At 64.4% G+C, this 23,636-nt stretch carries 18 protein-coding genes; 6 read left to right on the plus strand and 12 right to left on the minus strand.

Annotated elements, in window-relative coordinates; genetic code table 11:
* A complete protein-coding gene (locus D0Y85_RS10400) occupies positions 1-756 on the plus strand; it encodes a SapC family protein (RefSeq protein ID WP_100436616.1) in 756 nt (251 codons plus the stop codon).
* 1 nt (position 757) lies between these two features.
* On the opposite strand, the gene D0Y85_RS10405 is transcribed toward D0Y85_RS10400, so the two are convergent.
* A complete protein-coding gene (locus D0Y85_RS10405; RefSeq protein WP_343202872.1) occupies positions 758-2,938 on the minus strand; it encodes an ATP-binding protein in 2,181 nt (726 codons plus the stop codon).
* A 143-nt stretch (positions 2,939-3,081) separates the two neighbouring features.
* The gene (locus D0Y85_RS10410; RefSeq protein ID WP_117310393.1) at positions 3,082-3,708 is read right to left on the minus strand and encodes a response regulator transcription factor; all 627 of its coding nucleotides are present in this window, start codon (positions 3,706-3,708) and stop codon (positions 3,082-3,084) included.
* A gap of 625 nt (positions 3,709-4,333) precedes the next feature.
* On the opposite strand from D0Y85_RS10410, the gene D0Y85_RS10415 reads away from it, so the two are divergent.
* Entirely contained in the window at positions 4,334-4,705 is a 372-nt protein-coding gene (locus D0Y85_RS10415; RefSeq protein WP_306431518.1) for a DUF3653 domain-containing protein, read from the plus strand.
* Between the two features lie 648 nt (positions 4,706-5,353).
* A complete protein-coding gene (locus tag D0Y85_RS10425; protein WP_162887648.1) occupies positions 5,354-5,953 on the plus strand; it encodes a hypothetical protein in 600 nt (199 codons plus the stop codon).
* Between the two features lie 490 nt (positions 5,954-6,443).
* Here D0Y85_RS10425 and D0Y85_RS10435 read toward each other — a convergent pair whose 3' ends face one another.
* The 3 genes from D0Y85_RS10435 to D0Y85_RS10450 form a co-directional block, all read right to left on the minus strand.
* On the minus strand, positions 6,444-7,886 hold the full coding sequence (locus tag D0Y85_RS10435; RefSeq protein WP_117310395.1) for a hypothetical protein: 1,443 nt from the start codon (positions 7,884-7,886) through the stop codon (positions 6,444-6,446).
* Between the two features lie 234 nt (positions 7,887-8,120).
* The gene (locus tag D0Y85_RS10440; protein WP_117310396.1) at positions 8,121-10,286 is read right to left on the minus strand and encodes a hypothetical protein; all 2,166 of its coding nucleotides are present in this window, start codon (positions 10,284-10,286) and stop codon (positions 8,121-8,123) included.
* A 637-nt stretch (positions 10,287-10,923) separates the two neighbouring features.
* Positions 10,924-11,490, minus strand: a complete 567-nt coding sequence (locus D0Y85_RS10450; RefSeq protein WP_240329377.1) for a hypothetical protein — start codon at positions 11,488-11,490, stop codon at positions 10,924-10,926.
* Positions 11,491-12,214: 724 nt separating this feature from the next.
* On the opposite strand from D0Y85_RS10450, the gene D0Y85_RS10455 reads away from it, so the two are divergent.
* Both D0Y85_RS10455 and D0Y85_RS20870 read left to right on the plus strand, forming a co-directional pair.
* Positions 12,215-12,571, plus strand: coding sequence for a hypothetical protein (locus D0Y85_RS10455; protein WP_117310398.1), 357 nt, complete (start codon positions 12,215-12,217; stop codon positions 12,569-12,571).
* 24 nt (positions 12,572-12,595) lie between these two features.
* Positions 12,596-13,072, plus strand: coding sequence for a hypothetical protein (locus D0Y85_RS20870; RefSeq protein WP_240329378.1), 477 nt, complete (start codon positions 12,596-12,598; stop codon positions 13,070-13,072).
* A gap of 26 nt (positions 13,073-13,098) precedes the next feature.
* Here D0Y85_RS20870 and D0Y85_RS10465 read toward each other — a convergent pair whose 3' ends face one another.
* Positions 13,099-15,750: an excinuclease ABC subunit UvrA gene (locus tag D0Y85_RS10465; protein WP_117310399.1), complete on the minus strand. Its 2,652-nt coding sequence runs from the start codon at positions 15,748-15,750 to the stop codon at positions 13,099-13,101.
* Positions 15,751-15,880: 130 nt separating this feature from the next.
* Positions 15,881-16,405: a DUF6622 family protein gene (locus tag D0Y85_RS10470; RefSeq protein WP_117310400.1), complete on the minus strand. Its 525-nt coding sequence runs from the start codon at positions 16,403-16,405 to the stop codon at positions 15,881-15,883.
* 517 nt (positions 16,406-16,922) lie between these two features.
* Between D0Y85_RS10470 and D0Y85_RS10475 the strand changes: the two genes are divergently transcribed.
* Entirely contained in the window at positions 16,923-18,170 is a 1,248-nt protein-coding gene (locus D0Y85_RS10475; RefSeq protein ID WP_117310401.1) for an arsenic transporter, read from the plus strand.
* Positions 18,171-18,193: 23 nt separating this feature from the next.
* Here the strand turns inward: D0Y85_RS10475 and D0Y85_RS10480 are convergent, their stop codons facing one another.
* The 5 genes from D0Y85_RS10480 to D0Y85_RS10500 form a co-directional block, all read right to left on the minus strand.
* A complete protein-coding gene (locus D0Y85_RS10480; protein WP_117310402.1) occupies positions 18,194-19,627 on the minus strand; it encodes a porin in 1,434 nt (477 codons plus the stop codon).
* Between the two features lie 131 nt (positions 19,628-19,758).
* A complete protein-coding gene (locus D0Y85_RS10485; RefSeq protein ID WP_032974771.1) occupies positions 19,759-20,535 on the minus strand; it encodes an ABC transporter permease in 777 nt (258 codons plus the stop codon).
* On the minus strand, positions 20,519-21,352 hold the full coding sequence (locus D0Y85_RS10490) for an ABC transporter ATP-binding protein (protein ID WP_032974770.1): 834 nt from the start codon (positions 21,350-21,352) through the stop codon (positions 20,519-20,521). The genes D0Y85_RS10485 and D0Y85_RS10490 overlap by 17 nt, the downstream gene beginning before the upstream one ends.
* Before the next feature lie 14 nt (positions 21,353-21,366).
* Positions 21,367-22,428 (minus strand): ABC transporter substrate-binding protein, encoded by a 1,062-nt coding sequence (locus D0Y85_RS10495; protein WP_032974882.1) that lies wholly within the window; start codon positions 22,426-22,428, stop codon positions 21,367-21,369.
* A gap of 75 nt (positions 22,429-22,503) precedes the next feature.
* A complete protein-coding gene (locus D0Y85_RS10500; RefSeq protein WP_117310403.1) occupies positions 22,504-23,625 on the minus strand; it encodes a 4-oxalomesaconate tautomerase in 1,122 nt (373 codons plus the stop codon).
* Positions 23,626-23,636 lie beyond the last annotated feature (11 nt).

A 23,636-nucleotide genomic window follows, 5' to 3' on the forward strand; every position in this document is an offset into this window, starting at 1 on the left:
ATGACCACCACCAGCGACACCACCACCGAAGCTGCGCCGAGCAGTGCGCCCCTGTTCTACACCCGCCCGGTGCCGCTGCAGGCAGACCTGCACGCCGATCTGCGCATCCTGCCGGGCAAGCTCGAGTTCGCTGCCGCCAGCAACTCCATCCCGCTGGTGCTGGGCGAATTCTCGCTGGCGCTGCACCACTTCCCGATCCTGTTCGCAGGCCCGAGCGCGGTGCCGATGGCCGCCGTGGGCGTGACCACCGACAACCTGTTCATCACCGATGGTTTGTGGGACGACGAGACCTACATTCCGGCCTACCTGCGCCGCCATCCCTTCATCTTCATCGACACCGGCGCGGAGAATGACTTCCTGCTCGGCATCGACGAAGACAGCCCGCGCATCGTCCGTGGCGGCGAAGAAGGCCAGCCGCTGTTCGTCGATGGCAAGGCCACCGAGATGGTGCAGCAGGCGCTTGAGTTCTGCGGCCAGTTCACCCGCGAGCACGAACAGACCCAGGCATTCTCCAAGGCACTGGTCGACAACGGCCTGCTGGTCGAGCGCAATGCAACCGTGCGCCTGCCCGATGGTCGCGAGTTCAACCTCAACGGCTTCTTCGTGGTCGACGTCGAGAAGTTCATTGCGCTGCCGGATGCGACCGTCATCGAATGGCACCGCAACGGCTGGTTGGCGCTGATCCACCAGCACCTGATGTCGCTGGGTCGCTTCAACGACCTGACCCGCCGCCAGGCAGGCCGCAACGCCGCCTGATTCAGGGCGACGGCGCGGTTCCCGCACCCCGGGAGCCGCGCCACGACTGCAGCTCGGCCAGCAGCTGGCGCGCATCGTCCCAGCTGGGCGGCACGCGATCGCCCAGCTCCCATAGCTCGCCGGCGCGTGCATCCATGCCGCCCGCGTTGAGCATCTGCAGCACGCCCTGCAGGCGATGCGCATGATGGCGCAGCTGCGCGGCATCGCAACGAGCGATCGCTTCGTGCAAGCATTGCAGTTCGCGATCGATATCTTCTTCGTAGGCGGCCAGCAGTTCGCGGGCAGTGCTTTCGAAAGCACTGCCGGGCACAGGCTGGTCCAGCGCCTGCAGCAGCGCATCGGCCTGCAACGGCTTGAGCAATACCGCGTCGATGCCGGCGACCTGGCAGCGCATCGTGTGATCGTCGCCAGTGAAGGCGGAAAGCGCGATCAGCCGGGCGCGCGGCGCGCCCTCTGCTTCATGCAGCCGCAATTGCCGGGCCAGCGCGTACCCATCCATTCCCGGCAGACCGATGTCCAGTATCACCAGCGGGCAGGGCGCCTGCATCTGGGCCGCCAAGGCATCTTCGGCATTGGCAGCCTCCTGCACCGTCGCGCCCCAGCGCCGCAGCTGGGCGGCAATGACCTGCCGGGTCAGCGCGTGATCCTCCACCAGCAGGATGCGCGTGCCGGCCAGCCGGGGCAGGGCGGGCGCAGCGGCAGTGGCAGGCGCATCCTCCTGCACCTGCTGCACGGGCAGGCGAAGAATGAAGCGGCTGCCACGGCCATGCACGCTATGGACGTCCAGGGTGCCGCCCATGGCTTCGGCCAGCGTGCGACAGATGGAAAGGCCCAGACCGCTGCCGCCGCGCTGCCTGCCTGCATCGGCCTGCCGGAAGGGCTCGAACAGGGCGCTCATCTGCGCTGGCGCGATGCCGATGCCACTGTCGATGACCTCTACCAACAGTGATGCGTTCTTCGTGGGCGCATCCAGCTGCAGGCGCAGTTCAACGCCGCCCACGTCGGTGAACTTGACGGCATTGCCGAGCAGGTTGTCGAGCAGCTGGCGCAGGCAGTCCGGGTCCGTTGCCAGCATCGGGAACGGCAACTGCGGTGCGCAGAGCTGCAGGCTGAGCGCCTTCTTCTGCGCGAGGGGTGCAATGGCCTGCAGCGCCTGCGTGCAGATCGCAGGGACGTCGCAGGGCACCCGCTTTGGCCGGAACGTGCCGCTGGCCAGGCGGGAGAAGTCCAGCGTGCGGTTGAGCAACCCGCGCAATCCCTGGCTGGCGGTGGCCGCAGCGGCTACCAGTTCGCGTTGCCCGGCTGGCAGTGGTGCCTGGCCCAGCAGGTCGATCGATGCCATGACGGCCTGGGCGGAATTGCGCACCTCATGGCTGATCATGCCCGTCATCTGCGCCTGCTTCTGATCAAGACCCTTCTGCCGCCGCAGTCTGCGTGCAGCCAGCAACGGAAATGCCAGCAGCACGGCGAGGACTGGCAACATCCAGAGCACGGTGCCATCGAGGCCTTGGCGCACTTTCTGGTCGAGCGCGGCCGGCAGCGTCTGCCGGGCCCAGCGTTGCAGCAGCTGGGCATGCTCTTCAATGGTGATGTCATCCAGTGCCGCCTCGATACGATCAAGCAGCGCCTGGTCTTCGCGGCGGGCAAGCAGATGCAGCTGGGTCGAAAGATCGGCGTCCACAGTCTGCAGCCGCAGACTGTGGGAGAAGTGGCGCCGTGCTATCGCACCTGCAGTGGATTCCAGGCCGATCGCCGCGTCGGCAATGCCGGCATCCACGGCGGCCAATGCCGCGCGCATGCTGGGGTGCGGCAGCACAGGCACTTCAGGGTAATGCTGTGCCAACCATTCCGGATAGGGGCCTCCTGCAACAGCAGCGATCCGCAGCGTGCCCAGATCGGCAATCCGCCTCGGCAAGCGCTCGCCAATGCGGCCGGCAAGCACGCTGGCACCGCCAGGAAAACTGCGCGAGGGCGCCACGCTGGGGCAGGGCAGGCGTGCTCCAGCGCCAGCACCCATCGCCAGCACAAGATCAGCCTGCCCCTCACAGACCGCGGTCATCGCTGCGAGCGTGCTGGGAAAAGGGACTTCGACGAAGGTCAGGCCGGAGTGGCGGGCGACGAGCGCGGCATAGCCATGCGCCAGGGTCTGCAGTACCTCGGGGTCGGCAGCATCTTCGGGCACAGGATGCAGCGTGGGGGCCGCGGCCACCCGGACAACGCGGCCCGCTGTCCACTTTCCGTGCGGGATGTCCCCCGCGGACGTACAGGGAAGCAGGGTAAACAGCGCCAGCAGCATGACTCTGCGAACGCGCTTCAACCGCACGGTCACAGCGCCTCCAGCTGCTGCCGCATCGCGAAGATCTCGGCATCATTGCGCAGCCCCAGCTTGCGCTGCGCGGCGATCTTCTGTGTGCTGACGGTCTTGACGCTGCGGTGTCGATGCAGGGCGATCTCGGAAACGGTCAGCCCATCCAGGACCAGTCGGATGACCTCGCGCTCGTTGCGGCTCAGGGCATCGCAGGGCGTCAGCAGCCTGCACGACGGCGGAATGCGGCAGAGCCCCTGGGCCACGCGTACGATCGCATCGGACAGTTCCGCCAACGGCTCGGATTTGCCGACAAAGCCACTGATTCCTGCATCCAACAGGTGGTTGATGATCGCTACCGATGACTGCCCGGCAAAACCAAGCAGCGTCACCTGCGGCAACGCTTGCCGCAGGTGCTCGACGAGCGTGGTGCCGCTGATATCTCCTGGCGCCAGAGTGATGTCGATGATGGCCACATCGGCATGACGCTGCTGCACAGCCTGCACGAACGCCTGGCTGTTGCTGTGGCTGGCGATGATCTCGAAGCGGCTGTCGTTGCCCAGATGGAAGGCCGTGCCGCGGCGGACGACGTCATGGTCGTCAAGCAGCGCCAGGCGAAGCCGGCGCGGTGCAGGGAATCCGTTCATGCGCAGGAGTGTTGTCAGCGCGAGTAGCGTGGTGCTCATTCTGGCGCCGCTGTCGCGTCGAGCATCGAAAACGTTCGATTTTTGAGACTTTTCCTAGGGCGGAATCAGGGGAAGTTGGTGGATGGTGTCGAGATCTGCGCGGTGTGGGCGCAGCGAAGTAGTCTGTTGCGTCTGGCAATTCTTGAATCGTGCATGCATCGAGTGCGCGGACTGCGTGTGCCGCGCTGGCCGGGTGCGCGTTCCACTGGCGAGAGGCCAGCTTCGACGCCCGGTCAAGGACTGTTCCCGGCACAAGGCCTTCAAAATCAGTGCGATCGACGGGTCGGCGGACCCGATTACCGTGACGCGTCACGGTGGTTGTGGGGCTGCCTGGCGTTGAATTCTACGGGGTTGAGGGCTTGGGGTTCCCTTAGAATTTGAACGTTGGTTCGGCGAGATGGCCGGTGTCGTAGACTGTGATGATGTCCGGAGGGTTGCCAGTCGGGCTTGTTGGCGGAGTCGACGCCCCTCCTGTTGCGAACATAATATACATTATGCGAAATACCATATCCGCCGTGGTTGGGTTCGTCGGCTCCGCATGGCCTTGCCTCCCTGTTCGTTCCCCCGACAAGGACGAACTCGCAGCATGATCAAGATTGATCCCCACGAACGCATAGACCTAGCCGGCCCTTGGGCCGGCTTCGGGTTTCAGGCCGGCCACATGTTCACCCCCGAAGGTCACCAGCTTGAACCCTGCGATATGGCCTGGTGGTCGCTGACCTGCAATATCGCCCGGGAATGGCGACTGATGATGGCCGAGGCCCACATCGAGGCGGCCACCCGATCGGCACCGCCCCGAAAGGCTTGTGCCACAACGAAATCCAGCGTGATCTACCTTGCCGAAGCGCTGAGAATTCGCCGAGAACGGCGTTTGGGCGTGAGTGGACCCGGCTCCGACGCCGAACCGTCCAATGTGGTCTACATGCGCCGTGGGCCGAGGCCGCACCAGCGCGTGTGAGGCGCTTTCCGTAGGGGCGTTGCCCCTACACCCCGACTCACTTTTCTCGGCAACGGAGCCATTCCCCCTTCGCGTTTCGCAACTGCTCCCAGCCGTTACTGAGTCGTCGCATCGCTGTGCCTCCCATGCACGCGGCGCCAAGCTGCTTGGATTCTGAGGTGCCGTAGGCCGGCAGATGGATCATTTCGCTCGATGGTGTCGGCAAACCTTGGCGGCGCGCCTCACTCTGGATGTACCAGCGCTCAATTTCGGCGCAGTACGCCCGAACACCAGGATGGGCGTGCTGTTGGCATTTCAGTGGCTCAGTTCCGGGGTTGTAAGCCTTCGGCGTAGCTGGGCCGTGCTTGGGCACTGGCGGCGGCCCAGCGGCGGAACGGATCTGTTGAGCCTTCAGATGTTACGCCATTACAAGTAGCGCCAGAAACGCACCTATTCGAATATCCATACTCGCCTCCAAGAACTTAGAGGGGATTCTAGCTAAGCCGCTGCCAAGTCACGCCAGGGGGCGGGGCACAGCAGCGCCATCCTCCCCCCCCCCCGCCTCCGTATACTTCACCCGCGACCATCGCAGGGACTCATATGAATCGTGACTTTGCTGCGACACTTGATACGTACCTTGAGATGTCATCGGCTTGGCTAGTGGACACCATGCGTGCCCACGACATGGCGATCGCTACAGCAAAAATCGTAGACAGTCAGCGATTCACGTCTATCTCTCATCACCCCAAGGTCGAGGATGGCCCGCTACTGACCACTCCAGTTATGGTGGCAGAAGTGTCGATCCAAGCATGCCTCTTTACAGGAAATGAGTTCGCTCGCGCAGTACATTTGGCGACTGGGCGGCCAATCTTCGAAAATGAAGGAGTTCGCCTTCCCGGGGTCGGGGTCGGCATCCAGCGGATCGAGGCCATTATTGCCAGATCAGGAATGATTTCGCAGTTTGAACTTTGGAAGAAGTTCGCAAAGCCAAGACGATATCCCGCAGACGGCGCGGCCGCTAAAGCACATGCCAAACTCGGCCGTTTCTACTCCGACGACGAGCGTCAGATGCTGGAGGAGGTAATGAAGATTCGCAATCGGATGACGCACGAGCCTAACCATCTTGATGACCCCACGGCCCGCAACTTGGTCGATTACACCAACAAGCTCCACCATCTAGCGAAGTATGTGGACCGGCTCCATGGTGCCGGTGTCACTGCAACGTGGCGCTCTGCCTCGGCGCCTACCTGCAGCTGCAAGGATGCGTAGTTAGAAAGTGGACGGATATGGCGGCGTCTCAGGGAACGTACCCAGCGGGCGCTTACCAACTGCAATCAACGTGCTTCCGTTCGCCGCGGCGGTGGTCGGCTGTGTCTCGCTCGCGCTCGTCACAGGCGACCCCGCCGCAGCCCTTATGCGCTCGGTGGTCGAATCGGACTGTTCGCCGAATGGATCTACTGGCCATGTTGTCGCGCCAATAAAATTCAGACTAGCAGCACGCCAGTCCAGGAATGAGGCAGGACATCCAAGAAGGTCTATCGGGTCGTCGTCAGGGCTTAGCAAATGCCACGAGGTGGACACCCGGTGCGAGACGAAGCTGAGCCCCTACCCCCGATAAATCTTCCTAATCCCCTGCCCCGCCCATGCGCACCCGCCGGACGGCAATCCGCGCGACCAACGCGCCATTTGCTCATGCTTTGGACCGCTCAAAGCCGGAGGATGCACCGTTCTGCCTTGGGCGCGAGCGAGCCCTACTCCGCTACTGCCTGAGGCGATTAGCGGCCCCTTGGATCACTGCTGGAGCGTCGAGTGGGGCTCGGCAAGCCATAACATGTTGTTCCAGAAGCATCTTTCGCGTTTCGGGCTTGCCGTTGTCGGCAACAATGTCGCCAACCACTTGGCTGATCGGCACCTGCAGCGTGTTCGCTAGCGCCACGATGGATTCAAATTCGAACGCACTGGGAAAGAGCATACGTGCTGGCGTAAGCACGTTCGATTCCCAACGTGGATGCGCCCATTCGCCCGTACCGGCTGTGAGCTCCCTCAGTGCAACGCCATCGGTGACAACGACCTGCTTGAAGGTTACGCAAAGGAAGTAGACGTCGTTTCGCTGAAGATCGGCAGGAAGTCGATCCACCGTGGCAATGGCCTGGTCGACTGCGCGCAACAGGGACGTTCTGAGTCGGGCTGCCAGTTCCTCGGGCAGGTTATGGTAGAGCTCGTCGTAGTGCCCCTCAATGCCCTTTGCATCAATCAGGACCAGCGCCTCCTCAGAGACTACGGCGAAGTCGACCACCTGCCCGGGGCCGACGAGGCGCTGACTGAGCTCGTCTTCCCGAATCACCTGTGCGTTCAAATCGTCCAGCACCTCTGCCAGGTAGTTCTCGAATGCCGGCCCGAACTCGTTCATGAAGGGACGGGCATCGATGGCACGAGCCAGGTCGAACAACACCGTCTCCAACATCCGGAACAGAAGGATGGGGTGGATGCACACAGGGCCCAGGTTGCGGCTTGCGAGGAAGGGAGTACGAACCAAGGGTGATTGCTCGCACACCTCGACTTCGGCAAGCGTGTTCCTAGCCTCCATTTCGGCACAGTCGCGATGCAGCTGGGGTACCGTCCGGTCGAGGATCCTTCGCATGATCGTCCAGTGCTCAGGTATCCGAGGGGTGCCGGGCCGCAGCGCCGATAATGCCGGCCGATCAAGCAGGTCGCCTGCATCGGCCGCCATGTGCATCATGACTATGGCGAACTGTGCAGGCGTGAGACCGTATTGCTGCCGAAAGCGCTCTGTAGTCGCAGCGCCTGCCATGAGTTCCCCGAGAATTCGAAATTGCCGCGGTATAGCACTGGTATCGAATGACCGTTGCAGCCAGATTTGCTGCAGCGCCATTCGACGCATGAAGATCGCCGGCCGCCCTTCGACGCCAACCAGATGCCCGATCGCATCCCATGTGACTTGCGTTATGAAGCCAGTGTCTTCGTCGGTGGGATCAGGCCGATCATCATCCGGGCGCCAGCCTGCCAACGCCCATTTCACGATCAGCAACCAGACATGGGGGAGCCGCTGGAGCCACGGCATCCCTTCGTTGGGCTCGCGATTCAATTCCCTGTGCGCCACATCAATGAAGCCAAGGGCGCGGCACGCGCCGATGCGATCCTTGACCTGTCGCAGTAGCGCCCGTCCTTGCTCGACCGGCATCGGATAGCTCCTTTGGATTCCAACATAAACTGTAGAACAAGCTCGAGCCGCACACTCTCAGCGTGACAGGAAGTTCGAGGGAAGCAAAGAGTGCTTCTTTGCCCTCCGCGAGTAACTGCTTTGGGTCAAGGCTACCTTCCCTCCCCCGATAAATCTTCCTAATCCCGCTCCGTCCCGATGTCCTTTACTGGCCCGAAGCGGAAGCTCCGCAAGTCGCCCTAGTCTCGCTCTTACTCAAGGCCTTTCTCCGCCGGCGCTAACATCCCGCTCTGCCTTGAGAGATAAGGCATGCTTGAGTTGGTGGTGGAAGTTGTAGCTTTGATATGTCAGGTTTCTTAGAAACCCGAGTCGCTCGAAGAATTCGGCCGGCCCCTCGATCCCATCGAGCAAGCCAAAAAGCTGCGGGGCACTCAGGAACCAGTTGCCGAAGGAGAAGGGGTCCTCCCCCTGAAAGCCAAGCTCTTCCCAAATCTGCAGGTGTCCGGTGAGCTTTGGCAGCACCTTTTCGTTCAACTTTTTAAACTGACCCTTGAAGATGTTTTGGATTGCAGGGTCGATCGCTCCGTAGCGAGCATTCAACATCGGCCACATCAGCTTTGAGATCGCAGTGTGGTCCTGGAAAAAACCAAAGTCGTACAGGGACAAAGCGATGCGATCGACGGTCTGGCCTGTCCACGTCAAGGTGTGATTCACCTTGCGAGTTTCCTTATCGTAGAGCTCAATCTCGCCGTGCTTTCGCAACTGCATCTCATGCCCAAAAGACTGCTCCATCGCCGCAACCACGCTGCCGGCGAGCGAGAGCAGCACGTCGACGTCATTGCCGTTGGCGGCGTTTCGAGTGAGGGCCTTGGCCTTGGACTCAATGAAAGCCAGATTGCCAGGCTCGTCGATAACGATGTCGCACTCGCCATGAACCTTTGGCGTGTCGTAGTCGCCGGTGTGAATCGCAATGCCGTGCTGTGCGAACTCAAGTCGAATGAGCGCCTCGGCCCCTGCGCCAATCACCTTACCCTGGAACGTGTCGGCACCTTCGTACCCGCGCACGGCACTGAGCACCGCCTCCACCATGCCCGGCCCGGCCACGGAGCGATCTATGACGATAGCGCGCTTGCCATCCAGCCGGATCAATGGGCGCAGGTACAGACTGTTGCCTGGGCCAGTTAGCGGATCTGCGCCCCGCACGGTCTGGTCGGTGGGACGGAAGAACTGCGAGTTTGGGCCCGTGGAAGGGTGCGATAGCACGTCAAACAGGATGTGCTTGGCTAGCAGAGGCGCCACGCCCGGAACGGTCTTGGCGATGTGCCGAAGGTCAAGAGTGACCGGACCGCGGCAATCTCCTATGGCCCGGTATAGCTGCTCGATGACGGCGAATACGTCATTTTTCGTCCAACCGGGACCGTACGCTTTGTCAGAGGGAATCTCGGCCAGCAACGGCCGAAGCATGCGCAGCACATCGCTCGAGCGTAGTTGCGGAAAGGCGTAGATCGAGTCGTAGAGCGCTCGCCTCGTCAACGTGGCAACGAGCTTGTCGGTCGGGATCTGCGCAAAGATCGGCGGCGTGTAGTCCTGGACGTCATGAAGGGCGGCAAAATCCGTTGCTAGGCCGATAAGCTCTTCCCAAGCCTCGTTGGCAGGTCTGCGACCGTTGCGGCGGCAGGCGTGCTTGGCGCTCAAGGCGATGAGGTAACCCCAAGGGAAGTCTGGTTCACGCGGGCGCCCAACCCTCGTATCCCTGACGATCATGTAGCGCTCCGAGTTGGCGTCATACGTTGCAATGGCCTTTCGGAATAACTCTCGGAGCAAGTTTAGTCCGCCTAGATCGCCGATCAATTCCTCTAAGCGCGCGATCAACCGACCGTTAGTTTGCTGCGCGAGGCGAAGTTGCGTGCGCTCCTGCTCCACCGGGAAACCGCGGTCAGCTAGGCGGCGCGCGGCGCGCGCAACCGCGAACTCGCGCGGGTAGTGCATGTCCAAGTTGTCAGCGTACCACTGGGTCAACAGCGACTGCACGCGCGCGGCCTGGATCAAGGCTGTCCAGTCGATCGGTTTCGCGGTCTTGCGAGTATCGGGCGGCGCGGAGATCGAGCTAGCCGCCCCCAAGGTTTTCAATGCCGGCTCGAGCGGTTGATCAAATAGCGCGTGCGCATATACGACTTCGGTTTTGAGGTCGCGCAGATGCTCTCGCACCCCGTATTGGTCGGGAGCGCTCAAAGTGCCCAAGCGCTTGTGGACAAGGTCTGACCACTGCGAAAGGCCTTTGCCGTGCGTCGCGATGCCGATGGCCTCCGCTGCGGCACCCACGTCTTGTGGCGGGTATAGTGCATCGAAGTCCTCGATGATGCGTTGGACGTCGCCCAGCGTGGGCTTACCTTGTACGTTTGACGCTATCGTTTCAGACATTACTCGGTTAGCCCAGTCTTAATTCAAGACAAACGATACCGCATCCGGAGATCGGTCATTCCACTGGTTCGCACGCGGAGCGAGTTAGCTAGTTCACCGACGCGAGGAGTCGTCGCTGGAGTGCATCCAAGGAAGCGCTCGGCCACCGCGCACGGCAATGTAGGGCAACAATGCCAAGCACGAACGGGCACTCGATGTCTCGGTCGATCCAGGGCCGGCTAGGCCTTAGTGCCGCGCAGATACCCATCAGCTTCGCACCCTCAGCCAAGCGACCCAGCGCGTAGCGAGGTCCAGGACCAAGAGCGCGGATAGTTTCCAGCAACATCACCGCGGACGCCAAGTCCGCGACCGAGCGGAGACCCATTCTTTCGACCAAGGCGATCGAGTCTGCCATCGGCTCGCGCATTTAGCCGTACGCGATGCCCAGCGGCTTGGGTAGCCCTCTGGTGAGCGAGTCCGCACCAAATCCGACATATTCCCGATTCGGTCTCTGAGCGAGCGGGTCGCTTGAGCTACGGGTATTGATGTCCGCTTCGGATCGGAAGGAGCCCTTTCCTACCCCCGATAAACATCCCTTATCACCGCCCCAGAAAAGATGCACTGAAGCTCACTGCGGGATGCATCCCAAAACCCAGCCCTAATTCGCAGCAGGGCCAGGCATCACACCCTTTCGCACAATCTCCAACCTCCCAACATCGCCAACAGGCACGAGCACGGCAGCCTTCCGCGCCGGGTCCCACAGCGCATAGCTATCACCAAGCCGACCAATCAGGCTAAGGCCGCCCTGCACCTTTCCATCAACAGTCACAGCCGTCACGTGCTTGCCGCCCCCAGAGGAAATCGTCGCGGCACGCCCGGAACCAAGCATGCTTGACACTATCGAGACATAGACCAGCATTACCAAGGCATAGATCAGCCAAGGGGAATCCTTCACCGTCGCTGGCACCACCGGCGAAAGTTGCACGATCAGCGCACAGATGATCGTCAGAAGAAGCCCTATCAGAAGAGGCCACGTGTTCGACCACCAAAGCAGCAGCCCCAGGCCCGTGAAGAAGAGCAGCGGAAACAGCCATGCGAACAGCTTGCTTTTGGCGCTGCCGCTCGTCACCTTTATCTCCACCCAGCCGCCAAACAGCGAGGCCACCAGCATGAGAAACAACACCATGCCGATGCCGGCCAGGCCAGCCAGGGCCAGTTCGCTCACGGCAACAAACTGAAAGGGATCAAGGCCAAAGTGCCCCAGTACGCCTTCAGATAAAGCGCGCCTTGAATCAAGCCAAACGTGACGACAGCCGAACCCCAGCCGGCCACATCGGCCATCGTTAGTCCTTTTTGCGTACTTTCCATGTACTCCCCCTTTCAAGCGCCCCTGACGCATTCCGGATAGTGCCATGGCGTGGAGCGTGGCGTCAGCCACGCAGTGCACTCTGATTGCAGCGGATAGGGGCAGACCTAAAAGGGGCATCGAGGGTTCGCCCCGTCCATCCATTTGTCGCGTCTGCCCCACTCCCGGTCAGAGCATGTCGGTACCGGCACGAAATATGCGGGCCAATCGGCACCGCCGGTAGCCCTTGCAGCCCAAGCCTCCAGCGCCCTTCCCCGCCATACAACGATTCTGAAAACGTCGAAAACGGTGACGGCATTGCCCTTACTGTATTGGCATCGCGCACGACCGGGCGTATTCCTTGCCATGCCACCGAACACCGGTGGTCGGGCCTCGAAATCCCGGTTGTACGATTGATGTTTACGCTTGCCAGCCGGCACCACCACCACCGCGTGGTGCCGGCTGGCAATCCGTCTGCCGGCTATGGCGGGCGGTGCGTGGAGGCCTTGTGCCTGCCGGTCTAATCGTACGCCGGATTTCGAGCCACGCATCGTCCGCCACCTTTATCGGTGGCGGCTTCTGCCTGCACGCAAGGAGCCCTGCCATGACCACGCCCTACTCCCCTGCCCCACAGCCCATCCACGAGGCACCCTCGGCCGCGCCTGCCGTGGATCCCAACACCCTCATCGCGCTGCTGCACAGCATCGGCTCGGGCGTGGCCGCCAACGGCCAGCCCTGGCCAGAGCGACATCAGTTGCGTGGCCGGCAGATGGCACTGGCCGATGCCGACTGCTCGCTGACGGGCCTGCGCGTGGTGCTGGAAGTGCTGCTGGCGGCAGAACGCACGCGCCAGAACGGCGAGCCGGAGCAATACGTCGGCGACCGGGTGATGGAAGGGCTGATCATGGCCGGCCTGGGGCTCGCAGCCCACGCAATCGAACGGCTGCAGCCGGCAGACTGAAGGATCACCTCGGTGGAGCCTGAAATGAAGGTGCGCCATGGGGTGCTGTGGGCGGTCTTTATGGCGCTGGTCGTTGCCGTACAGATGCACTTGCCCGAGCCTGTTGAGCCGGAAGTGCTCGCGTACCGTGATGTGCCCGATGAGACATTCTGGACGCTGCGTCGCCACGCGCTTCGATTCGCAGAGGCGCGGGCGCGGGAGGGTTTCGCGTTCCTGGAGGGGACGCCCGCTTCGGCTTCCTTCCAGATCCTGTGCAACGGTGTGCCGGTGCTGCACGTGGAGAGGCAGCCGCCGCTTCTGCTGATCCGGGTTGCGCTGGGTACCGAGCATCGGGCGCCTGCGATCTACCCCCTGCAGGCTACGCTGCAGTGGTCACTGGTGCCGTTGACCTATCTGGAGCAGGTCCTGTCTGGCGTGCAGGAACCTACGCTGCAGGACCGCCTGCTACTGACGCTTGCTGGCGATGTGCCTGAGGATGAGCGGTGTGGCGTGCGGAAGTAGGAATACAACCTCGGCGACGCCCCGCCTCACCCACCCTGCCCCAGCTCGCGCGCAAGGAACGGCGCCGTCCTGCTGCCCTTGGCGCGCGCCACCTGCTGCGGCGTTCCCTTCGCGACGATGGTGCCGCCCGCAGCGCCTGCGCCAGGCCCGACGTCAATCACCCAGTCCGCCTGCACGACCGCGCGCATGTCATGTTCAATCATCACCACCGTATTGCCCGCGTCCACCAGTCGCTGTAGCTGCACCAGCAGCCTGTCCGCGTCCGATGCATGCAGGCCGGTGGTGGGTTCGTCCAGTACGTAGAGCGTGCGCCCGCGCTGGCTGCGCTGCAGCTCGGTCGCCAGCTTGATGCGCTGGGCTTCGCCGCCTGAAAGCTCTGTGGCCGGCTGGCCCAGCCTCAGATAGCCCAGGCCGATCTCCTGCAGCAGCTGCAGCGGACGGGCAATGGCCTCTTCCTCGATGAAGAACGCGTGCGCCTGGTCCACCGTCATCTGCAGGACTTCGGCGATGTTGCGGTCATTCCACAGCACCTTCAGCGTGGCCTCGTTGTAACGCGCGCCGTGGCAGGTGGGGCACGGCGCATAGACGCTGGGCATGAACAGCAGTTCGACGCTGACGAAACCTTCGCCTTCGCAGGTCTCGCATCGGCCCTTGGCCACGTTGAACGAGAAACGGCCGGCATCGAAACGCCGACGGCGCGCGGCGGGCGTAGCGGCGAACAGCTTGCGCACGTGGTCGAACAGGCCGGTATAAGTGGCCAGGTTGGAGCGTGGGGTGCGGCCGATGGGCTTCTGGTCCACCTGCACTACCCGCTGGATAGCGTCCACATCGCCAGCCAGCCGGCCCCGGGTCGCTTCGATCACGGTCGGCGCGTCGGTGGGCCCACTCTCGGCACTGTTGTCCTCGGGCTCATGCCCCAGGTGCAGCAGCACCAGCTCGGGCAGTGCCTGCGCCATCAGGCTGGATTTGCCCGACCCCGAAATGCCGGTCACTGCGGTCAGCAGCCCCAGTGGCACCTGCGCATCCACACCCTGCAGGTTGTGGCGGTGGATGCCCTTCAGCTCCAGCCAGCTGTTGGCGCTGCGCTGCCGGCTGGCGACCGCAGGCACCTGATCGAACAGATACCGGGCGGTGCGCGATTCCTGGACCTTGCGCAGGCCCTCGGGCTCGCCACTGTAGAGAACGCGCCCGCCGTGCTCACCCGCCTCCGGGCCAACATCCACCAGCCACTGCGCGCGGCGCATCAGCTCCAGGTCGTGCTCGACAACGAACACCGAGTTTCCGCCGTCGCGCAACCGGTCCAGCGCGTCGTACAGCGCCTGGCTGTCGGCGGGGTGCAGGCCGGCCGAGGGCTCGTCGAGCACGTACAGCACGCCAAACAGCAACGAGCTGAGTTGGGTGGCCAGCCGCAGGCGCTGCAGTTCACCGGCCGACAATGTTGGCGTGGCGCGATCCAGCGAGAGGTACCCCAGGCCCAGGCCTCGCAGCTGGTGTACACGCGCCATGACGCCGCCTGCCAGCCGCTGCGCGGCCAGGCGCTTCTCTTCCGACAGGGCCGAGGTCAGCCGCACGTCGGGGGCTCCAGCATGGACAGGGCGGCCGCTTGCAGCCCGCTGCGTGCGATCGCGTTTCGTGGCGCTGCCGCTGGTACGCGCGCCGCGGCTGTGCGCGCTGAAATCACCCTGCGCGATGGGCTCCAGCAGGTCCGCCAACTGGTCCAGTGGCAGCCGCATGAACTCGCCGATATCCACACCGGCAAAGGTGACCGAAAGCGCTTCCGGCTTCAGGCGCTTTCCGTGGCAGGCCGGGCACAACCTGCCTTCCATGTAGCGCGAAACGCGCTTGCGCATCAGTGCGCTCTGGGTGTTGGCAAAGGTGTGCAGCACGTAGCGGCGCGCACCGGTATAGGTACCCATGTAGCTGGGTTCCAGCTTGCGCTTCAGTGCGGCACGGGTCTCTGCGGGCGTGAAGCCGGCATAGACCGGCACGGTTGGCGTTTCCTCGGTGAACAGAATCCAGTCGCGGTCCTTCTTCGGCAGCTTCTTCCACGGCACGTCGATGTCGTAGCCCAGCGTGACCAGGATGTCGCGCAGGTTCTGGCCATGCCATGCCGGCGGCCACGAGGCGATGGCACGTTCACGGATGCTCAGCGACGGGTCCGGCACCATCAGCGCTTCGGTCACCTCGTACACATGCCCCAGGCCGTGGCAGGTGCTGCAGGCGCCCTGCGGCGTGTTGGGCGAGAAGTCCTCGGCGTACAGCATGGGCTGGTTGGCCGGGTAGGCCCCGGCGCGCGAGTACATCATGCGCACCAGGCTGGACAGCGTGGTGACACTGCCCACCGAGGAACGTGCATTGCTGGCGCCGCGCTGCTGCTGCAACGCCACCGCCGGCGGCAGGCCGTCGATGGCATCCACATCGGGTACGCCCGCCTGGTCGATCAGGCGCCGCGCGTATGGCGCTACGGACTCGAAGTAGCGCCGCTGCGCTTCGGCGAAGACGGTACCGAAGGCCAACGACGACTTGCCCGACCCCGACACCCCGGAGAACACCACCAGTGCATTGCGCGGAATGGAGACATCGACATTCTTGAGGTTGTGCTCGCGCGCGCCGCGCACCTCCACGCAACCGCTGGCTGCGGCAGCGCATGAGGATTCACCGAAAGGGTTGTTGGACATCGTTGCGTTCCTGCAGGCAGTGATCGGTGCGCCCTGGAGCGCGCCCAAGGACGCATTTTCGCTGCTGCGAGGTGAATGTGGTGAGGGCACGGCCGAAGCGCGTGCACCGCCCCCCATTCTTGGGCTGGACTCAGCCCGCAGGCTGCATCCCGCTGGACGTTGCCCGGCGCGACGCCGCCAGATAGCGACAGTACTTGCCGATGAAGATGCCGGTGAATCCGCCAGACAGCAGGAGATAGGCGGCGCTGAAACCTGCGTTGCTGCTCAGGCCGGGCGCCACGGCGAGCGCCGTTTCAAAACCGTACTTGATGACGAACGTGACCAGCAGCAGTGGCAGCAGGCTGTAGTCGGCACTACGCCACAGCGTGCCCGTGGAGGCGTCCACGGTCAGCGTTGCCCGGCGCAGCAGCAGGCAGCCCACTGCTGCGCCCGCGCAGATGCCGGCCAGCCATTCGCCCCACGCCAACGGCGAGCCGCCATAGCGGTGGCTGATCGACCAGATGCCCCAGGCGCTGAACAGCGCCGGCACGATGGCCAGCTTCCGCAGCGAGGTCTGCCCCGGCCGCATGCCCGCGATGCCGCGCGAGACCAGGAACGCCAGAAGCACCCAGACCCAGATGGGGGTCTGCCAGAGGAGTTGCTGCAGCAGGTTCACGGGAGGTCCTTTCGGTGAGTGCCGGCCAGGCAGGCGGCGGTGGCGCTCACTATTGGCGGTACGCATTGCCCGGACAAGTGACAGGTGTCAGCGATGCAGCCTGCACCCTGTCCTCTGCGCGGCGCTCGGCGATGTACGCGTGTCCTATCGTGTCACCGTGACCAGCGAACGGATGAATCGAATTCGGTTCCTGTCCGCATGTCGATTGCACCCCTGCTCCACCGGCGTTGTGCCGCTCACCGAATCGTAGCCGAGGCGGCACCACATGGCGTCTTGCCGGCCAGCGGCCGGCACTACCCTTGCGATGCGGATGTCCGGAATCGGAATTACCGTGATGCGTCACGGTGAATGGCATGCGCCTTCAATCGGGCGCACGCCGGGTTCTGATACGGCCCTTTGCTGGCGGGGCCGGCGCTGCAGCCGGCACGGTATGATGCCGACTTTCTCGCACTTGCCATCGTTGCAGCGCGCGTTGCTGTTGGCTACGCGCCGGTGCAACTGAGACCCCACCCACTCCATGCTCGCTTCCTCTTCCCCCTTCATCATCTGGGCGGCCGTGGCCGTTGCCACCGTCGGCCTGCTGTTCCGGCCGTTCCGCATTCCGGAGTACGTGTGGGCGCTGGGCGCGGCCGCGCTGCTTCCGCTGCTTGGGGCGGTGTCGCTCGGCACGACCTGGCACGCGGTTGCTGAAGGCCGGGATGTCTATCTGTTCCTGGTCGGCATGATGGTGCTGGCCGAGCTGGCGCGGCGCGAGGGCCTGTTCGACTGGCTGGCGCTGTATGCGGTACGGCATGCGGGCGGCTCGGGTCGGCGGTTGTTCGATCTGGTGTTCCTGGTCGGCACGGTGGTGACGGTGTTCCTGTCCAACGATGCCACGGCGGTGGTGCTGACGCCCGCGGTCTATGCCGCGTGCAAGGCGGCCCGCGCCAACCCCCTGCCCTATCTGTTTGTCTGTGCGTTCATCGCCAATGCGGCGAGCTTCGTGCTGCCTATTTCCAACCCGGCCAACCTGGTGGTGTATGGCAACCACATGCCGCCGCTGCTGCAGTGGCTGGCGCAGTTCGCGCTGCCTTCGCTGGCCGCGATCGGTGCCACGTATCTGGTGCTGCGCTGGGTGCATCGCCGCGAGATCGCGCAGCCGTTGGCAGCGTCGCCCGAGCATCGCCCGCTTACCGAGGGTGGCCGGCTGAGTGCGCTGGGTGTGTTGTTCACCGGCACCGTGCTGCTGGTGACCTCCGCACTGAACGGCCCATTGGGCCTGACTACGTTCTGTGCGGGCGCGCTGAGCGTAGCGGTGGTGGCGATCCGCCAGCGCCGCAGCCCGCTGCCGCTGTTGCGCCACGTCTCCTGGGGCGTGCTGCCGCTGGTGGCCGGCCTGTTCGTGCTGGTTGAAGCGGTTTCGCAGACCGGTGTCATCCAAGCAGCGGCCAGCAACCTGCAGGCGCTGGCGCAGACCTCGCCGCATCAGGCGGGCTGGCTGGCCGGAGGCGCAGCCGCACTGCTCAGCAACGTGGCCAACAATCTGCCGGTGGGCCTGGCTGCGGGCTCGCTGGGCCAGATGGCCGAGCTGCCGGCGCAGACGCGCGCGGCGTTGCTGATCGGCGTGGACCTGGGCCCGAACCTGTCGGTGACCGGCTCGCTGGCCACCATGCTGTGGCTGGTGGCGCTGCGCCGCGAAGGCGAGCATGTCAGCGCGCTCGACTTCCTGCGTGTCGGCGCGCTGGTGATGCCGCCCGCGCTGATCGGGGCGTTGCTGCTGCTCTGATCAGGCGCGGGCTCAGTATTTGCCTAGAACGCCACCTGCAAACGGGTGTTGAAGGTGGTGCCTTCGTCCCTGCCCGGCCCGGTACCGCTGCGGTTGTGGGTCTGCCAGCGGATGGCCTCGAACATCACGCGGCTGAAATCGTTGAGGTACCAGTTCGTGCCCAGCGTCCACGCATGGCCGGTACCGCCGCTGGGCAGTTCGGCGTAATCCACGTCTTCATAGCGCGCCTTCAGCTCCCACGCGCCCCTGCCGCCGCGTGTGACCGGGTCGGCCACCTTCACCCGGCTCCAGGTGCCGGCCTTGCCCGAATAGGCTGGCATGGCACCGGCCAGGAACCAGCCGGCCGAGACAGCCCAGGCCTGGTGGTCGAGGTCGTAGCGACCGCTGGCATCGGCACCGCGCAGGTTGCGGGTGCCCCATTCGCCCGTCGCCCATGCCGGGCCGAAGAAGCCCGCCAGCTCCGCGCCATAGGCGGTGCTGCGCTCGGCGCCGAGCAGCGTGCCCGGCGTGATCTTGACCAGATCGTTGAAATGCCCGGCGATGGCCGAGCTGCGCACCACGCTGCTGGCACCGGCGGCGATCTCCTCGTGGAAGGCCCATGCGCCCAGGTGCACCGTCGCGGCGGAACTCTCGATGGGATTCCAGTGCACGCGCGTGGCCCAGGTCTGGCTGTCGTTGTCGGTACCGGCGTTGTTGAGGTCATTGCCCGCCACCGAGAGGCTGGCGTGCCAGCCCTTGCCATACACCCGCTCGGTAAGGCCGACACCGAACAGCCCGCGCTGCGGCAGCATCAAGGTGCCCACGACATTTCGGTCCTGGAAGGGCGTGTTGGAGGTGCTGCTGGAACCGTCGATGCCGCGGTCATTGAGGCGGTTGCCGACGGTAAGATCGGCAGGCAGGCCGAACAGGCGGTGATCGACAGTGGCATAGACCGACTTCCAGGCCACGTCGTTGTCGGCGAAATCGCCTTCGACGGCCCAGCCCAGAATCCCGTATCGCCCTTCGGCGCCCAGGCGCACCGAACGGATTTCGGTACCGGACAGGTTGCGGTCGCTCACCGAGGATCCGTCGGTACTGGATGCGTCGACGAACAGGCGCCCGCGCGGCCGGAAGGCTGCGTTGCCGTCGGCGCTGCTGAACTCCGGCGCCCCCTTGGACCAGGACACCTTGGGCTGTTTGGACTGGCCCGATTCCAGCGCGGCGACCCGGGTTTCCAGCGCAGCGGCGGGCGTTGCCGCCGGTACCGCTGCAGGGCCCTGCCCGCCTTCGACAGCGCGCAGGCGCGCCTCCAACTGCTGGATCTGCACGGCTTGCTGCTGCACCAGTTGCGAGAGCTCGGCCTGGCTCAATGGTGCAGGCGGTGACGAAGTGGACTGAGCGCCGGCATGGCCACTGGCCAACAGCAGGCCGAGCGCGACCGACAGCGCTGCCGGCGGCAGCACGGTGGAATGGTTCATGGTCTCTCTCCGGCCAGCCGGCCCCTTGGCCTGGCGCTGGCCTGTTGCGGTGGTGCGGGGGAAGATCAGGGAAGGAGGCGCGCGCCGCCGATCAGTCCGGCGGCGCGGCAAGCGGGCTCAGGCGGCCGCGCTCAGCTGGTGGCCTGCGTCTGCGCGTTCGGGCGCCAGGTGATCAGCTTGTTCTCGACCACATCCAGCAGTGCGTCGATGACCAGCACGAAGGCGGCCAGGATGATGATGCCGGCGAACACGCCCACGGCATTGAAGTTGCCCTCGGCCTGGGCGATCAGGTAGCCCAGCCCTGCCGAGGCACCGAGGTACTCACCGATGATCGCACCGACCACCGCGAAACCGACGGACGTGCGCAGCGAGGACAGGATCCAGCTGGCCGCCGCCGGGAAGTACACGTGACGCAGCAGATCGCTGCGGCCCGCCCCCAGGATGCGTGCGTTGGCCAGCACCACCGGGTTCACTTCACGCACGCCCTGCATGGCGTTGAAGAACGTGGTGAAGAACACCAGCGTGACCGCCAGCGCCACCTTCGACCACAGCCCCAGGCCCAGCCACAGCACGAAGATCGGTGCCAGCACCACGCGTGGAATCGCGTTGAAGCCCTTGATGAACGGGTCCAGGATGCGTGCCGAGCGTCGGCTCAGGCCAAGCCACACGCCACCGGCCACGCCCAGCCCGGTGCCGATGATGTAGCCCAGCGCGGTTTCGGTCAGGGTGATGTAGACGTGCTGGTAGAACGAGGTGTCGGACAGCCAGGTCCAGGCCTGCTGCACGATTGCCGTTGGCGAGGGGAAGAAGAACGGATCGATCACGCCCAGCGCGATGCCGCCTTCCCAGCCGCCGAATACGGCGACCACCAGGGCCAGCTGGATGAATTTGTCAGTCTTGGCGTGCATAGCTCTTCTCCACTTCGCCGCGCAGGCAGGCCCAGATGTCGCGGTACAGGTCGGTGAATCGTTCGTCCAGCTTGATTTCGGCCACGTTGCGCGGCCGTTCCAGGTCCACGTCGAAGCTGCGCACGACGCGGCTGGCGGGGCCGGAGGACAGCACCACCACGCGGTCACCCAGCGCGATGGCCTCTTCCAGGTCATGGGTGATGAGGATCACCGAGCGCCGGTCCTCCTGCCACAGCCGCAGCAGTTCGTTCTGCATCAGGTGACGGGTGTGGATGTCCAGCGCCGAGAACGGTTCATCCATCAGGATCACCTTCGGCTCGACGATCAACGCCTGTGCCATCTGCACGCGCTTGCGCTGTCCGCCGGACAGCTGGTGCGGGTAGCGATGCTCGAAGCCGGCAAGGCCGACCTTGGCCAGCCAGGCATTGGCCTTGGCCTTGCGCTCGGCTTCGGGCACGCCACGAAAGCGCAGGCCCAGTTCGACGTTCTGGTACGCGGTCTTCCATGGCAGCAGCGCATCCTGCTGGAACAGATAGCCGACAGATTCCTGCACGCCGCTGACCTTGCGGCCGTCGATGGCCACCTCGCCGGACGATGGCGTGAGCAGACCTGCCACGGAATTGAGGATGGTGCTCTTGCCGCAGCCGGTGGGGCCGACGATGGCGAGGAACTCGCCGTCGCCCACCTGGATGTCGACGTCACGCACGGCGGTGAATTCGCCGAAGGACATGGTCACCTTGTTGATGGCGACCATGGTCTGTGCAGGCTCCAGCTGCGGCGCACCATTGAGCTGGCGCACGGTGGCATTGAGGGCCATGGGGTTACCTCCGCTTAACGTTGGGCTGCCGGCGCCGCAGCGTGGGCACGCTCGACGAAGGCATTGGTATAGGTCCTGGACAGATCGATGTTGGCCTTGGCCACATCCGTGTTGAATTCGCGCAGCACCTTCAGCGGCGTTTCCAGGTCGGCCGCGGTGAAGTGGCCATCGGTGGTGAAGATCGCGCGGGCGTTCTCCACGGCGCGGGCATAGGTGGCGCGGTCGCCGGAGACATAGCTGTCAGGCAGGGCTGCGACGATGTCCTCGGCGCTGTTGTCGGCGATGAACTTCAGCGCCATCTGCTCGGCACGGGCAATCTTTTCGGCTGCTTCCGGGCGCTTGTCCAGGAAGCTCTGGTTGGCGTACATCACCGAGGTCGGGTACAGGCCGCCATAGACCTGTCGTGCGCCGTCATCACTGCGTGCGTCGAGAATGATCTTCCCTACCTTGCGTTCGGTGATCAGGGTGGCGGCAGGATCGTAGTTCACCAGCAGGTCGATCTTGCCCTGCTCCAGCGCGGCGACCGCAGCGGCACCGGAACCCACGCCGATCAGCGAGATGCTGTCGACCGGGATGTCATGCTGGGCCAGGAAATGGCGAACGAAGAAGTCGGACGAGGAGCCCGGCGCGGTGATGCCGACCTTCTGGCCCTTGATGGTCTGCGGGCGCGCCGGATCGAACGTGGCGTCTTCGCGGCCGGCCATCACCAGGCCGGAATTGCGCGAGAGCAGTACGAAGGCGACCACGTCCTTGCCCTTGGCCTGCATCTGGATGGTGTGGTCGTAGAAGCCGACGGCCACGTCGGTGGAGTTGGCAACCAGCGCCTGCAGTACCTTGGAGCCGCCCTGGGCGAAGTTCTCGGTCTTCACTTCCAGGCCGACGTCCTTGAAATAGCCCTTGGCGTCGGCGATGAAGAACGGCAGGTTGTTGAGGTTGTAGGAACCGACGCTGATGCGTACCGGGGCATTGTCGCCGCCGCGTGCGGAACCACCGGCCGCACCGGCGTCCGGCTTGCTGCATCCGGCCGCGGCCAGGCCGACCGCGCACAGCGCGGCCATGAAGAACTGCTTGTACATCATCCCTCCCAGGAGTGAAGCATCTACGTTGTGGTGGCGGGCAAGCACAGCCGTGCCGGCCCGACCGGTTTCAGATCATGCCGCTGACGTCCATTGGCGGGCTTGGGTAGCACTGGCCCTGGCGGGCGCTGGCGAAGTGGCGAACACACGACCTTCAAACAGACGACGTGCGGTGCGCACCACGCTGGCGATCACCGGCGCGTCGTCCGCGCTGCGACTGAGGCCCACCTCCAGGGCCCCACTCGGATGTTCGAGGGTAATGCTGCCGGGCAGCGGCAGGCATCCGACCAAAGTGTGGGCCAACGTGCCCGAGGTGACGGCGGCGGTCGCGATGCCCACCGCGCCGGTAATGGCCAGCGCGGTGTGGCACTGGTGCGGCATGAAATAGCGCACCTGCAGCTGCCCGCCATGTTGCGGTGCGGACAGCAGCACCGGCTTGGGAATGACCTTGCTGCCGGCGTCAGCGATGCCCATTCGGGCGCCGGCCTCGATACGCAACGCCTCCAACCGCGCCATGAACGCGGCATCCGCATTCAGTTCGGCAGGTGACGCATCACCGTGTACGCCCAGGTCCTCAGCGTGCACCAGCATCATCGGCATCGCGCAGTCGATCAGGCTGACCGGCACGCCGTCGATGGTTTCCTGCGCATGGCCACTGGGCAGCAACTTGCCGGTCCGTGCGCCTGCCGCATCCAGGAAGGACAACCGGACCGGAGAGGCCGAGCCCGGCGCTCCGGCAATGCGGGTGTCGCCCCGGTAGACCACGTTGCCGCCCGGCGTTTCCACCGTGGCGATGATCAGCTTGCCGGTGTTGACGTTGTGGACGCGCACTTCGGTCTGCGGGTCCTGGGCCTGCACCAGTCCGCGCTCGATTGCATACGGGCCCACCGCCGCCAGCATGTTGCCGCAGTTGGGCGAGGTATCCACCACCTGCTGTTCCACCCGCACCTGGGCGAACAGATAGTCCACGTCGGCATCGGGGTGGCTGGAGCGGTCGATGATGGCCACCTTGCTGGTCAGTGCGTTGCCGCCGCCGATGCCGTCGATCTGCAGCGGGTGGCCCGAACCCATCACCTCCAGCAGCAGGCGGTCGCGTTCGGCGGTGTCCGCCGGCAGGTCGCTGGCCAGGAAGAAGGGGCCCTTGGAGGTGCCGCCACGCATGAGCACGCAGGGAATGCTGAGCAGATCGTTGGACATACGTGTGTTAG

Origin of the sequence: Stenotrophomonas sp. G4 (assembly GCF_003428825.1) — a bacterium.
GTDB lineage: Bacteria > Pseudomonadota > Gammaproteobacteria > Xanthomonadales > Xanthomonadaceae > Stenotrophomonas > Stenotrophomonas indicatrix.

Coding starts and splice junctions, on each gene's coding strand:
- D0Y85_RS10400 (WP_100436616.1), top strand. CDS start 1: ATGACCACCACCAGCGACACCACCACCGAAGCTGCGCCGAGCAGTGCG.
- D0Y85_RS10410 (WP_117310393.1), bottom strand. CDS start 3,708: ATGAACGGATTCCCTGCACCGCGCCGGCTTCGCCTGGCGCTGCTTGAC.
- D0Y85_RS10415 (WP_306431518.1), top strand. CDS start 4,334: ATGATCAAGATTGATCCCCACGAACGCATAGACCTAGCCGGCCCTTGG.
- D0Y85_RS10425 (WP_162887648.1), top strand. CDS start 5,354: ATGCGTGCCCACGACATGGCGATCGCTACAGCAAAAATCGTAGACAGT.
- D0Y85_RS10435 (WP_117310395.1), bottom strand. CDS start 7,886: ATGCCGGTCGAGCAAGGACGGGCGCTACTGCGACAGGTCAAGGATCGC.
- D0Y85_RS10440 (WP_117310396.1), bottom strand. CDS start 10,286: ATGTCTGAAACGATAGCGTCAAACGTACAAGGTAAGCCCACGCTGGGC.
- D0Y85_RS10455 (WP_117310398.1), top strand. CDS start 12,215: ATGACCACGCCCTACTCCCCTGCCCCACAGCCCATCCACGAGGCACCC.
- D0Y85_RS20870 (WP_240329378.1), top strand. CDS start 12,596: ATGAAGGTGCGCCATGGGGTGCTGTGGGCGGTCTTTATGGCGCTGGTC.
- D0Y85_RS10465 (WP_117310399.1), bottom strand. CDS start 15,750: ATGTCCAACAACCCTTTCGGTGAATCCTCATGCGCTGCCGCAGCCAGC.
- D0Y85_RS10475 (WP_117310401.1), top strand. CDS start 16,923: ATGCTCGCTTCCTCTTCCCCCTTCATCATCTGGGCGGCCGTGGCCGTT.
- D0Y85_RS10480 (WP_117310402.1), bottom strand. CDS start 19,627: ATGAACCATTCCACCGTGCTGCCGCCGGCAGCGCTGTCGGTCGCGCTC.
- D0Y85_RS10485 (WP_032974771.1), bottom strand. CDS start 20,535: ATGCACGCCAAGACTGACAAATTCATCCAGCTGGCCCTGGTGGTCGCC.
- D0Y85_RS10490 (WP_032974770.1), bottom strand. CDS start 21,352: ATGGCCCTCAATGCCACCGTGCGCCAGCTCAATGGTGCGCCGCAGCTG.
- D0Y85_RS10495 (WP_032974882.1), bottom strand. CDS start 22,428: ATGTACAAGCAGTTCTTCATGGCCGCGCTGTGCGCGGTCGGCCTGGCC.
- D0Y85_RS10500 (WP_117310403.1), bottom strand. CDS start 23,625: ATGTCCAACGATCTGCTCAGCATTCCCTGCGTGCTCATGCGTGGCGGC.